General features: G+C 69.6%; 10 protein-coding genes. 4 read left to right on the forward strand and 6 right to left on the reverse strand.

Annotated elements, in window-relative coordinates; all coding sequences use genetic code 11:
• From ACVTJA_RS39960 to ACVTJA_RS39980, 5 genes are all read right to left on the reverse strand, one after another.
• Positions 1 to 1,257, reverse strand: a complete 1,257-nt coding sequence (locus tag ACVTJA_RS39960) for a COG3014 family protein (RefSeq protein ID WP_465828321.1) — start codon at positions 1,255 to 1,257, stop codon at positions 1 to 3.
• 37 nt (positions 1,258 to 1,294) lie between these two features.
• Complete coding sequence (gene lpoB, locus ACVTJA_RS39965) at positions 1,295 to 1,903, reverse strand: penicillin-binding protein activator LpoB (RefSeq protein WP_465828323.1); 609 nt, start codon at positions 1,901 to 1,903, stop codon at positions 1,295 to 1,297.
• A gap of 13 nt (positions 1,904 to 1,916) precedes the next feature.
• On the reverse strand, positions 1,917 to 2,750 hold the full coding sequence (locus tag ACVTJA_RS39970; RefSeq protein ID WP_465828327.1) for a hypothetical protein: 834 nt from the start codon (positions 2,748 to 2,750) through the stop codon (positions 1,917 to 1,919).
• Between the two features lie 12 nt (positions 2,751 to 2,762).
• Positions 2,763 to 3,329: a hypothetical protein gene (locus ACVTJA_RS39975; protein WP_465828328.1), complete on the reverse strand. Its 567-nt coding sequence runs from the start codon at positions 3,327 to 3,329 to the stop codon at positions 2,763 to 2,765.
• 138 nt (positions 3,330 to 3,467) lie between these two features.
• Entirely contained in the window at positions 3,468 to 5,111 is a 1,644-nt protein-coding gene (locus tag ACVTJA_RS39980) for a mechanosensitive ion channel family protein (protein WP_465828329.1), read from the reverse strand.
• Positions 5,112 to 5,291: 180 nt separating this feature from the next.
• Here ACVTJA_RS39980 and ACVTJA_RS39985 point away from each other — a divergent pair, with 180 nt between their 5' ends.
• The 4 genes from ACVTJA_RS39985 (at position 5,292) to ACVTJA_RS40000 (ending at position 10,655) form a co-directional block, all read left to right on the forward strand.
• Positions 5,292 to 5,675, forward strand: a complete 384-nt coding sequence (locus ACVTJA_RS39985) for a response regulator (protein ID WP_120202605.1) — start codon at positions 5,292 to 5,294, stop codon at positions 5,673 to 5,675.
• A gap of 5 nt (positions 5,676 to 5,680) precedes the next feature.
• Positions 5,681 to 7,249, forward strand: coding sequence for a multiheme c-type cytochrome (locus tag ACVTJA_RS39990; protein WP_465828333.1), 1,569 nt, complete (start codon positions 5,681 to 5,683; stop codon positions 7,247 to 7,249).
• A gap of 146 nt (positions 7,250 to 7,395) precedes the next feature.
• Positions 7,396 to 9,342: a lytic transglycosylase domain-containing protein gene (locus tag ACVTJA_RS39995; protein ID WP_465828335.1), complete on the forward strand. Its 1,947-nt coding sequence runs from the start codon at positions 7,396 to 7,398 to the stop codon at positions 9,340 to 9,342.
• 467 nt (positions 9,343 to 9,809) lie between these two features.
• Positions 9,810 to 10,655 (forward strand): L,D-transpeptidase family protein, encoded by an 846-nt coding sequence (locus tag ACVTJA_RS40000; RefSeq protein ID WP_465840637.1) that lies wholly within the window; start codon positions 9,810 to 9,812, stop codon positions 10,653 to 10,655.
• On the opposite strand, the gene ACVTJA_RS40005 is transcribed toward ACVTJA_RS40000, so the two are convergent.
• Positions 10,612 to 12,366 (reverse strand): ATP-binding protein, encoded by a 1,755-nt coding sequence (locus ACVTJA_RS40005; RefSeq protein WP_465840638.1) that lies wholly within the window; start codon positions 12,364 to 12,366, stop codon positions 10,612 to 10,614. The genes ACVTJA_RS40000 and ACVTJA_RS40005 overlap by 44 nt on opposite strands.
• Between the last annotated feature and the right edge of the window lie 42 nt (positions 12,367 to 12,408).

A 12,408-nucleotide genomic window follows, 5' to 3' on the forward strand; every position in this document is an offset into this window, starting at 1 on the left:
TCAGTAGCGCCGGACGACGATGAGCCCCACCCGGCCGGGCTTCACGTCCACCGTGTGCTCCGTCGTCCGGCCGTGGGCCTGCACCCGCACCGCGTGGCTGCCCGACTTCACCCGGAAGCGCGCCACCTGGAACTCCGCGGGCAGGGACAACCAGGAACGCAGGTCTGGCGCGTTGAACGCGCTGAGCACCAGGAAGGTGAGCACACCCGCCTCCTCGCTCTTCGTCAGGGCGCCCACGCCCGCCGCCACGCCGGCCTTCACCGCCACGCCCGCGAGCTGCTTCGCCAGCATGCGCCCCACGCGGTCGTTGAGGTGCACGCGCGCCACGTCGGCAATCGACGTCACCGTCACCGCCCGCTGTGGCTCCCCGTCCAGCGCCACCTCCACCACCGGCGCGCTGCCCCGGTCGCGGTACTCGGGCACCTCAATCAGGGCGCCGCCGCCGCCGCCATCCCGCGAGGCGCGCTCCTTCTCCGGGGACAGGCCCGCCTCCACCACCACGACGACTTGCGACTCGCCCGGGGCCAGCGGCGCGTGCGGCACGTCCGGGTACTTCTGCATGAGCTCCGCGTACGCCTCGTCGCGGCCGGCCTGCTTCGCCAGCCGTAGCAGCGGCTCCACCAGCGCGCCCAGCCGGGGCTCCAGCTCGTACGCCTTCGCGTAGTCGATATAGGCCCCGTCCCAGTCGCGCTGGCCCTCGCGGATGACGCCGCCGAGGTAGCGCGCGATGGCGAGCTGCTCGTACGGCTTCTTCTCGTCGGCGACCATCTTCTCCAGGCGCTCGTTGACCTGGCGGACCTCCACCATGGCCGCCTCGTCGTCGCCCAGCTCGGCGTAGTTGAGCGCCTGGAGGACGGAAATCATCAGCTTCTCGAAGTCCTCCCCGCGGTACGCACGGTTGCGCTCGTTGGAGAGCAGCGCCCCGGCCTCCTCCGTGACGGAGATGGCGTCGAGCTGCCCGCTGAGCCGCTCCGCCTCCTCCAGCACGCTGTTGCTCTCCGCCCACTGCCGGGAGGCGTGCAGCACCATGCCCTTGTCGAGCAGCACCAGCAGCCGGTCCTTGTCCACGGCCGTGCGCGCCGTGGCCTCCAGCGCGTCCAGCGCGCGCTGGTAGTCCTCGGACTGGTACGCCGTGCGGACGTCTCGCGTGCGGGCGACGTAGTCACCCGTCGCGCAGCCGGACATCAGCAGCAGGCTCAAAAGCGCCAGCCCGCCCCACCGGAAGCGGTGGGACAGGCCAGGAGAGTGGAGGCTCATGGAAGCGGACCTTCGCGGGGAGGACACCGTCCGCCGGCTACCAGCTCACGCCCTGCTTCTCGAACTTCTTGCGGATCTGCTTCTCGTCCGTCCACTCGATGAGGCCGGTGCGCACGTTGCTCAGCTTCGCCGTCATCTTGTAGTACACGAGCTTGTCGTTACCGACCTCCTGGATGATGGAGGCGAGGTCGCCCGTCATCAGGAAGTCCACCGACGCCTGGTTGCCCGGGCCCTTGGCGGCGTTCGGGTCCACGTAGCCGGACTGCTGGTACTCGTACTCCTCGGCGATGTCCTGGCGCGCCTGCTGGTCCACCAGCGCGAAGCGGCCCGTCTGCGCGAGCGCCGTCTGAATCTTGTCCCCCAGCGAGCGCATGTCGATGTGCTCGGAGGTGCTGTTCTTCAGCTTGCCCACGAGGACGATGGGCAGCGAGCCGTCCTGCCGGGGCTGCTGGAAGCGCGGCGACTCGGCGAGCGACGCCGCCATCTTCTTGGCGATGAGCTGCAGGTCGTTCTCGTTGAAGCGGTCCGACAGCATCTCGATGGTGTTGGGGTCCTCGTACGTGCCACGCGTATAGGCGCGCGGGCCGTAGCACGCGGAGAGCGACGCGGCGAGGCAGGCGGACAGAAGCAGGCTGCGGGGGTTCATGGTGCGGTGACTCCTAGTTCCATTCGCATTCGAAGCGGCTGCCTTCGAAGTTCCACTTGTACGTGAGCACGGCGTCGCGGCGGTAGCCGGCCGTCAGGCGGCAGAGGCTCTGCAGCGAGGCGCGCGGGTAGTCGAAGCTGTAGGTCTGCGACTTCGCCCGCTCCTGGTCGGTGAGCTGCGAGGGGTGCGTGAGCGTGGGGCTGGCGCTGGCGGCCACCAGCACCTTGTGCGGGCCGTACGTCTTCAGCGGCACCTTGCCCGCCAACTGCACACGCCGCACGGTGCGGGCGATGAGGATGTCGCTGCGGTCCACCATCGTCTCGTGGCTGTTGCGGCGCTGCAGCAGCTCCGGGATGTTGGCGGAGAAGACGCGGGTGATGTCGCCGTCGTCCACGAAGAAGTACAGGAAGGCCTCGCGCGCGGTGCGGCTCTCGCCCGTGAAGTCGAGCGTCACCAGCAAATCCAGCTCGCGGTTGGGGGCCAGGCCGTGCCGGGACACCGCCGCCAGCACGTTCTTGTCCACGCCCGCCTTCTTCAGGCGGATGAGGCCGTCGGCGCTCGCGTCGCAGGCGCAGCGGCGCTCCTCAATCATCTTCACGAGCTGCGCGGGCTCGAAGCCGGCCTGGGACAGCTTCGTCAGCTCCTCGTCCGTGAGCGGGAGCTGGTCGGAGCGCTCGTAGATGCGCGGGAGCTGGTTCGGGTCCCACTGGATGATGTTGTAGGTCTGCACGTTGCCCGAAGGGAACGGCAGGTTGACCTGGGAACTTCCGCGGCCGCTGACTGACACCGACACGGGCGCCTGGCTGGCGGCCACGGCGAGCGTGGCGGCGAGAACGTGGGCAAGCATGGTGGGCCTCCTCTAGAACTTGTAGCCGACGGACATGCCCAGGCGGTGCGTGATGCCACCATCGCCGATGGGGATGTCGGGCATGTAGTTGAGGCCCATGATGATGTTGTCCCGGTTGCCCAGGACGAACTCGGCGCCCAGGTTGGGCTCGATGCCGAAGCGCAGCCCCTCGCCCTCCGGAATCACGATGGCGCCGGCCTTGAGGCCCGCGGTGAAGACGACGGGCCAGCCCCAGGTGCGGAAGCGCGGGCCCACCATGCCGATGAAGCGGCCGCCGTCGAAGACGTAGGCGGTGCTCATGTCGAGCGCGTACCAGTCGTCACCCCACAGCGACAGCGTGGCGCCCACGTACAGCGGCGGGCCTTCCGGAGCGCCCCGGGGCGGCTCCTCGGCGTTGACGGCGGCGCCCCAGTCCAGCTGGAGGGAGATTCCCTGGCCGCCCGGGTCGTCGTAACCGCCCTTGCCGTACTCCGACTCCTCGGGCCCATCCGTACGGCCGCGCTCCTGCGCGCCGGCGGTGAGCGGCGCGGCGGCGGCCAACAGCACAAGGGCCCCGCACAACCTGGCATGACGCTTCATCTCGAAGACTCCCCCGAGCAGTAGGTGCGTGAATTCGTGCGCTCTGACGGCGCGGCACACGGAATATTCAAGGGGCCCTGCCCGACAGGCAAGGACTCCCTGCCGCATGGGCCCCCAAGTGGCTGGAGTTCCAGGAATTCAGGCCCGGGGAGGAGTCGAGGGAGGAGGCGCCTGCCTCCCGTCCGAAGGCGGCTGCGGCGGGGGCACCTGGCGGGCCTCGGTGCGCGTAATGGGCAGCCACTGCGGGTTGTTCCGGAGGAACTCCACCAGCCGCTCGCGCACCAGGGCGCGCAAGTCGAAGAGCAGGTCCGAGTTGGCCACGCTCACCAGCGCCCGGACGGTGAGCGTCCGGTCCTCCACCTCCAGCACCACCACGCTGCCCACGCGGCCATCCCACATCTGCCGCCCCTCGTTCTCCAGGATGCGCGTGAGCTCCGCGCGCAGGGCGTTGATGTCCGTGTAGTAGTCCACCTGGAGGGTGACGGCGCCGAGCATCTCCGGCGTCTTGCCCTTGCTCCAGTTCTGGAAGGGCTTGTCGAGGAACTGGGTGATGGGGATGACCATGCGGCGCTGGTCCCACACGCGCAGCACCACGTAGGTGAGCGTAATCTGTTCGATGGTGCCGAACTCGCTCTCCACCACCACCTGGTCGCCGATGCGGATGGGCTGGGTGATGGAGAGCTGGATGCCGGCCAGCAGCGTGGAGATGGACTTCTGCGCCGCGAGGCCGAGCACGATACCGGCGATGCCGGCCGAGGCGAGCAGGGACACGCCCACGCTGCGCACCACGTCGAACTGGATGAGCAGCAGCGCGACGGCGATGACGTAGGTGGCCACCTCGAAGATGGAGCGCAGCACCACCAGCTGCGTGCTGACGCTGCGAGCGCGAGAGGCGTCCTTCATCTCCGCGGACACGCGGGTCTGCACGAAGGCGGCGGACACGCGGAGGAAGCGCAGGATGAACCACGCCAGGGAGATGACGCCCAGCGAGTAGCCCACCCGGTTGAAGAACGTCTGCACCGGCTGCGGAAGGCGGAGGAACGCGGTGCCCGCGACGAGCAGCGCGGCGAAGACGACCAGCTTCAGCGGCCCCCGGCCCGCGGACACCATCTCGTCGTCCCAGGAGATGCGCGTCCAGCGCGCCAGCCGAAGGGCGAACGCCAGCAGCAGCCGCTCCACCACCACCGAGAGCACGAAGCTGCCCAGCAGCACCACCAGCAGGCCCAGCCACTGCCACAGCTCCAGCCCCAGCACCGGGTTGGAGAAGAAGATGGGCGGGAGGAACTCGGCCACGCGCGGGCCGTACTCCGCGAAGAGCGGATCCACCTGCCGCACGGTGGACTCGCTGAACACCCACACCAGCGCGCCCTCCGACGTCACCCGCTGCACGCGGATGGGGACGTTGGCGCCCTCCAGGGGAATGGTGCCCAGCAGGTCCGTCCGCGCGTCCGCCGGGTCCCCCGCCGGCTCCTTGCTGAGGGAGGACAGGTCCACCGCCAGCTTCCGGTCCAACACGTACTTCAGCCGGCGGGCGAGCTGGTAGCCGCGCTCGGCCTGCTCGGCGCGGGGGATGAAGTCCAAATCCAGGTAGTGGGCGGCAATGGCGTAGTCACCCCGGTGGGCAGCGGCAAGGAAGCCCTGGACCGTGGAATGGGGCGTCTGCCGGTCCACTCCGGGGGGCGGCTGCCCCAGGCCGTTGTTGAGCGCGGCGGCGGGCAGGCTCCACACGACGCTCCAGACGAGGAGGAGGGCTCTCAGGCTCCGGGTGTCACGGTGCATCATGAGGTCCTTCCATACTCCGTTTCGAGCGTCACGCCGGAAGAACCGGGGCTGCCCCTCGGGCGGCCGAGCGTGCGACGGTGGACAGCCGGACATGGGAGCATCCGTCCCCATCTCAAGGCATGGGAAACCGTTGGTGTGACGGTTGGGGGTAGGATAGAAACGGCCCCAAGGAAGGTCGCCGTGTCCGAGAAGCGAAGAATCCTCCTGATTGACGACAGCGAAATCACGCTCGCCATGGAGAAGGCGGTGCTCGAGGCGCGGGGCTACGAGGTCGTCGCCACCTCGACCCTGATGGAGTTCGAGAAGACGCTCCAGAGCTGGCGGCCGGACCTCATCCTGACCGACATCCACATGCCCGAGGCCAAGGGCACGGACATCTGCCGCACGCTCAAGAACGAGTACGGCACGCAGGACATCCCCATCGTCCTATTCTCCAGTCTCCCGGACGACGAGCTGTCCAAGCTGGCCGAGCAGGTCGGCGCCGACGGCTCGCTCTCCAAGGTGAACGGCCTGGAGGCGATGGGCGAGAAGATCGACGAGTTGGTGCAGAGCATCCTCTGGTGACGCCCATGCGCCGCGTCCTCGTCGCCGCGCTGCTGGGCGCGTCGCTCGCCGGGTGCATGCGCAAGGAATCGGCGCCGCCCGCCGCCCCGGAAGCCGGCACCACTCCGTCCACGCCCGCGGCCACGGCGCCCGGCAGCAACGCGCCGGGAGCCGTCCTCTTCGTCTCCGCGGACACGCGCGGCTACCTGGGCCCGTGCGGCTGCAGCGAGAACATGCGCGGCGGCATCGCCCGCGCGGCGGCGCAGGTGGCGGAGGCGCGCAAGGGCGCCCTGCCCGTCCTCTACATCGACGGTGGCAACAGCCTCTTCGGCGAGCCCGAGCTGAAGCCCGCCCAGGTCCCGCAGGAGGAGCGAAAAGCCAAGGCCCTGGCGGACGCCATGCGGCTGATGGGGCTGTCCGTGCGCGCCACCGGCCCGCTGGACGAGACGCGCGGCGCGGCCTTCCGCCAGGGGCTGGGCCTGCCAGAGCTGCCCCCGGGCGCGGTGAAGGTGCTGCCCGCGGGCGCGCGCAAGGTGGGAGTGGTGGCCGCCGAGACGCCGGAACAGCTCGTGGAGGCCAGCGCCCGCGCCCGCGCGGAAGGGGCGGACTTCGTGCTGGCCCTGCTGGACGCCACGCTGGACGCGGCGCAGGCGGCGGCGGACCGGCCGGGCCTGAAGGCGGACGTGGTGGTGGCCACGCGCACCGCCTCGGAGCTCAGCGGCGAGCAGAACAAGCTGGTGCGCGCCGCGGTGCCGGTGGTGGGGCTGCAGAGCAAGGGTCGCTCGCTCTTGCGCGTGGACCTGGGCTACGCGCCGAAGCCGGGCCCCTTCTCGCCGCGGAAGGGCCAGGGCGACACGGAGCGCGAGGTGGCGGCGCTGGACCAGCGCCTCGCCCTGTTGGACAAGGACATCACCCTGCCCGGCGTGGACCCGAAGCTGAAGGCGCTGAAGCAGGGCAAGCGGGACGAGCTGGTGGCCCGCAAGCAGGCGCTGCTGACGGCGCCCGCCGCGCCGCCGGGTGACACCAACGGCTTCACGCTGCGCTTCGTCGCGCTGGAGTCGGGCCTCCCGTCCAACCCGGACGCGCAGGCGCTGGTGACGGCGTACGACGCGGACGTGGGGAAGATGAACCTCGCCTGGGCGAAGGAGCACGGCCAGGACTGCCCCAAGCCGAAGAAGGGCGAGGCGGCCTTCGTGGGCAACGACTCGTGCCGCACCTGCCATGAGGACGCGTTCCCCGTCTACGAGAGGACGAAGCACCCCCACGGCTGGGAGACGCTGGAGGCCCAGGGCAAGCAGTTCCACCTCAACTGCGTGAGCTGCCACGTGACGGGCTATCAGCAGCCCGGCGGCGTGTGCCGGCTGGACAAGGTGGCCGGCCGCGAGAGCGTGGGCTGTGAGAGCTGCCACGGCCCGGGCTCGCTGCACGAGGACGCGCCGTCCACCGACAACATCCTCGCCTCGCCGGGCGAGTCGGTGTGCATCACCTGCCACAACCCGGAGAACTCGCCCCACTTCGACTTCGCGACGTACCTGCCGCGAATCCTCGGGCCGGGGCACGGGAAGCCAGCGAATAGCAAGAAGTCCGCGCCGTAGTTCCTGGGCTCGCCTGGACGCCTTCTCCTACAGGGCGTCCTGCGGGGACCATACGCCGCGACTCCTTGTTTGACTGTCAAGAAAAAGCGCGAATACTTCGGGGTTCCGCCTGCTTCTGGGCGCCCTCAGGTTCGGTTCGCGACTCCATGCCGCATCTTCCCCTCCTGCTGCTCGCCCTGGCCTCGGTTCCCGCCTCGGAGGGCGCCCCTCCGCCCATGCCCCCGCCTCCTCCGGGCATGCGGGTGCTGGCCACGGATGAGAAGCGTCTGCTGACGGGTGAGGTTCCTCCCGCCGCCACCGAGGCCACCGCCGCCGAGGAGCCCGCGGTGGAAGAGGAGGAAGCCACCAGCGAGGAGGTGGAAGCCGAGTCCGCGGAGCTGGAGGAGCTGCGCGCGCTCGAGGGCGCGGCGTTGGACCCGCAGGCGCGTCCCAACGCGGAGGTCATGCAGTCGCTGCGGCGGTTGGGGCTCGCCAACCCGCTGCGCATGCGGATGCTGGACGCGCTGGACGAGCCCACCTTCCGCGAGGACGACACGCCCGAGGCGCTGCCGCTCATCACGGACCTGGCCAACTTCGACGTCGGGCAGATTCAGGACCGCTACGACATCCCGGTGGAGATGCAGCCGCTGGTGGCGCAGTACATCCAGTTCTTCCAGGGCCCGGGCCGGCGCTGGTTCCGCAAGTGGATGTCGCGCGGCGCGCGGTACATGCCGGTGATGCAGCCGATTCTGGAGCAGTACGGGCTGCCGAAGGACACGGTGTACCTGGCGATGATTGAGAGCGGCTTCTCGGCCAATGCGTACTCGTGGGCGCACGCGGCGGGGCCGTGGCAGTTCATCTCGAGCACCGGCAAGCAGTACGGGCTGAAGCAGGACTTCTGGGTGGACGAGCGGAGAGACCCCATCAAGGCCACGCGCGCGGCGGCGTCGTACCTGAAGGACCTCAAGAATGAGCTGGGGCACTGGTACCTGGCGTGGGCCGGGTACAACACGGGCTCCGGGCGCGTGCGGCGCATGGTGGAGAAGCACGGCACCAGAGACTTCTGGCTGCTCTCCGAGGAGCGCGGGCTGGCGAAGGAGACGAAGCACTACGTGCCCAAGCTCATCGCCGCGGCGCTGGTGGCCAAGAATCCGACGGCCTTCGGCTTCGCTGAAGAAGAGTTCGAGCCCGAGCCGGTGCTCGAGTTCGACGACGTGGATTTGACGGATGCGGCGGACCTGGACGTGGTGGCGCGGGCGGCGGGAGTGGGCGTCAAGGACATCCAGGACCTGAACCCGGAGCTGCGCCGCTGGTGCACGCCGCCCGCGACGACGAAGAACCCATACAAGCTTCGGGTGCCGAAGGGCGCGGGCGAGCGGTTCGCGGAGAACTACAAGAAGATGGCCCCCGCCGAGCGGCTGGCCTTCAAGATTCACAAGGTGAAGCGCGGGGACACGCTGTCGCAGATCGCGGAGCGGTACGGCACGGCGTCCGAGGCGATTCTGCAGATGAACCAGCTCAAGTCGGTGCGGACGCTGAAGCTGGGCGCGGAGCTGGTGATTCCGGTGCCCACGGGCAAGGGCGGCAGCGGCACGGCGGGCGGCGCGCTGGCGAACAAGGTGGCGCAGGCGCGGCGCAGCGGCGTGGTGGTGCGGCCCGAGGACGAGGTGCCGGCGGGCACGCCGAAGGGGCCGGTGGCCGCGGGGCCGGTGAAGACGGAGAAGGTGAACGGCAAGACGCGCGTGACGTACGGCGTGCAGTCCGGCGACAGCCTCTGGGTGGTGGCGACGAAGTTCAACGTGACGGTGGAGGACCTGAAGAAGTGGAACGGCCTCACCCGGCGCAACCCGACGCTGCAGGTGGGCTCGCTGCTATACGTGTGGCCGGAGGGCAATGTGGCCACGGCGCAGGTGCAGGAGCGCTCCGGCACGGTGGTGGCGAAGACGCTGGGCTCCAAGCCGGCGGCCCGCACGCACGCGCTCGCCGAGGGCGAGACGCTCTGGTCCGTGGCGCAGCGCTACAGCGTCTCCGTCGAGGACATCATGCGGTGGAACAACATCAAGGACCACCGCACCATCCCCGTGGGCAAGCTGCTCAATCTGAGCGCGCCGTGAGCCTGGGCGGGTGATTTGCACTGTGGGCGGGGATGACCCCATCCATCTCTGCCACCGACGCACGCTCACCGCTCTCCTCACCTGACGTTCAAGGCGGACCTCCGAAGGAAGACGCCACGACCCGGGCAGCATCCGCTGCACCGAAGCCGCCGTCCGCGCAGCCGAATGCCAGCCAGCTGATGGATGGTCGTCCGCTCTATGGGACGGCGAACGGCTCGCGGGCTGATGCATCAACGAGGGTGTCGATAACAGCGCCGCCTGACGGAGCTGGCACCTCCGAGGCGAATCGCATTCCGGAAGCATCGGGCCCGCTCAATGTCGCGGGCGCCTCCGCCGGCTTCCCCTCGCTTCGGGCTTCGGCCACGGCATTGTCCCGACTCCCAGAGCTACCCATCCAGGCGGTGACCCCAGCACCGCTCCGCCTGCCGCAGCCACCGTCCCAGACTGCGAGCTCAGCCGTGCCCCGCCTGCCACAACCACCGTCGCAGGCCGCGCCCTCTGCCCTACTCCGCCTGCCGGAGCCTCCGTCCAACGCGCGCTTCACGGGCCTGCCCCAGCTCGCGGACGTAGCCTCGGGGCAGCAGGTCCTCGGGTCCGGCGCGAAGGGCGACGGCCTGCGCGCCGTGCAGACCGCGCTCCTCGACATGGGCTTCGCGCTCCACGGCGGCGCGGACGGCGCCTTCGGTCAGCAGACCGCGCGAGCGCTCCGCAACTTCCAGGTCCATGCCTCGCGCACCTTCCCCGCCGTGCGGCCCACGGGCACGCTGGACGCTACCACCCTGCGCGCACTGGACGCCCTGGCCCCCGCTCCGGGTGCTCGAGGCCAGTCCCGGGGACTTCCCTCCTCCTTCTTCGATGGCCAACCCGTCCGCGTCGTGGTGGCCCTGCGAGAGCACCGCACCTTCCTCTTCGACCCGGAGGGGCGCCTCGTGGACATCTTCCCCAACGCCACGGGCGCGACCGCCACGCCGACGCGCACGGGCCTCAAGGTCATCCGCGCGAAGCTGGACCAGGCCGCCGCCGAGGTCGCGGGCGCACGCCTCTGGAACGACGCGCACGTCTTCGGCGTGCGCATCCTCGACCTGTCCTGGGCGGATGGGCGCCACTCCGGCGAGGAGCTGCACGGAACGAACGCCCCCGCCATGCTCGGCGCGGACGTGTCCCACGGCTGCATCCGTCACTCGAATGAGGCCATCCTCGTGCTCCACGACGCGCTCTCCGCGGGAGACCGCGTGGCCATCGTGGAGCACGTGGACGACCTTCAGCCGACTACGACTCCAGCAGCGCCTTCAGCTCACGCACGCGGCGGGTGATGAAGTCGCGGTCCAGCTTGCGGAAGCCCTCGGGCAGCAGCTCGCGGCTGGTGCACTCCTGCACCGCCACCAGGTTCTGCAGCTCGATTTCGAGCGGGTAGCTGGGGGGCACGAAGTCCGCAAGCACCGCCGCCACGTCCTCCTTGCCCACCGACTCGCGGCCCGCCGCCAGCGCGCGGAACTTCGAGCGCACCATGACGGCCTCGATGTCCGCGCCGCTGAAGGCGCGCACACCCTCCGGAATCAGCGTGGCGAAGGACTCCACGCCCTCCACCGCCACGCCCGTCTTCTTGGACATGACCTTGAAGAGCTCGTCCCGCTCCGCGTCCGTCTGCGGATAGAAGAGCGCGATGTGCTCCTCCGCGCGGCCCTGGCGCTTCAAGTCGATGGGCAGCAGGTCCGGGCGCGCCGTCATCAGGAACCAGACAATCTTGCCGCGGTACTGCGTGTTGCCCATGAAGGACGCAATGGAGCCGAACACGCGGCTGCTCGTCCCCGAGTCGCCACCGGAGTCGCGGTTGCCGAGGAACGTGTCCGCCTCGTCGATCATCACCGCCACCGGCCACAGGGCCTTGAGCAGGTTGAAGATCTTCTCGAGGTTGGACTCGGTGACGCCCTGCCACTGGCTGCGGAAGTTGAGGAACTTCACCACGGGGATGCCAATCTCCCCGGCGAAGCAGCTCACCATGAACGTCTTGCCCGTGCCCACCGGGCCCGTGAGCAGGTAGCCCATGGGCATCACCTCCAGGCGTCCTTTCTTCAGGGCGCTGGCGGCCTGCCGCAGCATCTCCTTCGCCTTGCCGTGCCCGGCCACCGACTCCAGCGTGTGCGCCGGCTCGATGAACTCCAGCAGGCCGTGGCACTCCGCCTGGATGATCTCCTTCTTCTTCTCCTTGAGGAGCTCGGGCGTAATCCGCACCTCGCGCTCCAGCGCCTCGGTGAGGACACGGTCCAGGTTGATGCGGGACAGGCCCGCCGTCATCTTCGCCAGGCCCGCCAGCGGCACGTCCGACAGCGACTGGAGCCGCTTGCCCTCCAGCTTGTAGCGCACGTACTCCAGCCGCTCCTCCTCGGTGGGGAGGGGCAGCTCAATCGGCGCCGCATAGGGGTTGCGGCTGATGCGCGGGGAGATGTCCGCGAGGTTCTCCGCGAGCAGCACGACCGACACGTCGCCCGCGAGGAACTGCGGGTCGTGCGCCCACCGGTCCAGCGTGGCCAGCACGAAGCGGTCCTCGGAGGACAGGTGGGAAATCTCCCCGCCCGGCACCAGCGTCTCCGCGAAGTCGATGATGAGCGCCAGGGACTTGCCCTCGCTCACGCGCATGCGCAGGAAGTTCTCCAGAATCTGGAGCGCCCGGCCCGGATCGCGCGGCATGACCTTGGCGTAGTCCGTGCCGTACATCGCGTCGTAGCCGGACAGCGTCCGCATCAGGTCCTTCTGCGTCTCCGGGGTGGCGGAGCGGACACCCGACGAGCGGTCATAGAAGAGGACGTGGTCCCGGCCGCCGAAGAGTTCCTCGGAGAGGAACGTCTTCAAGGTGCCGAACCCGCGGCTGCCGTCCTCCATCTGCAGGGGCTGCAAGTCCCGCACGGCCCCGTACAGCAGGAACGTGCTGACCGTCTTCGTGTAGTACTTCCGGGCCAGTTGCTGCGCCCAGCGGGGCAGATCCGCCAGCGGATCCGCCTTGTTGACCTTGCGCACCTTGCTCACAGACACACGCCTCCTCTCGCTCCTCCGTCCGGGGAGCAGGCT

The sequence above is a fragment of the Pyxidicoccus sp. M6 genome (assembly GCF_055568925.1).

Bases quoted from the DNA above. Each gene is read 5' to 3' on its own strand.
- ACVTJA_RS39960 (WP_465828321.1), bottom strand. From the start codon at position 1,257: ATGAGCCTCCACTCTCCTGGCCTGTCCCACCGCTTCCGGTGGGGCGGG.
- ACVTJA_RS39970 (WP_465828327.1), bottom strand. From the start codon at position 2,750: ATGCTTGCCCACGTTCTCGCCGCCACGCTCGCCGTGGCCGCCAGCCAG.
- ACVTJA_RS39990 (WP_465828333.1), top strand. From the start codon at position 5,681: ATGCGCCGCGTCCTCGTCGCCGCGCTGCTGGGCGCGTCGCTCGCCGGG.
- ACVTJA_RS39995 (WP_465828335.1), top strand. From the start codon at position 7,396: ATGCCGCATCTTCCCCTCCTGCTGCTCGCCCTGGCCTCGGTTCCCGCC.
- ACVTJA_RS39975 (WP_465828328.1), bottom strand. From the start codon at position 3,329: ATGAAGCGTCATGCCAGGTTGTGCGGGGCCCTTGTGCTGTTGGCCGCC.
- lpoB (WP_465828323.1), bottom strand. From the start codon at position 1,903: ATGAACCCCCGCAGCCTGCTTCTGTCCGCCTGCCTCGCCGCGTCGCTC.
- ACVTJA_RS39980 (WP_465828329.1), bottom strand. From the start codon at position 5,111: ATGATGCACCGTGACACCCGGAGCCTGAGAGCCCTCCTCCTCGTCTGG.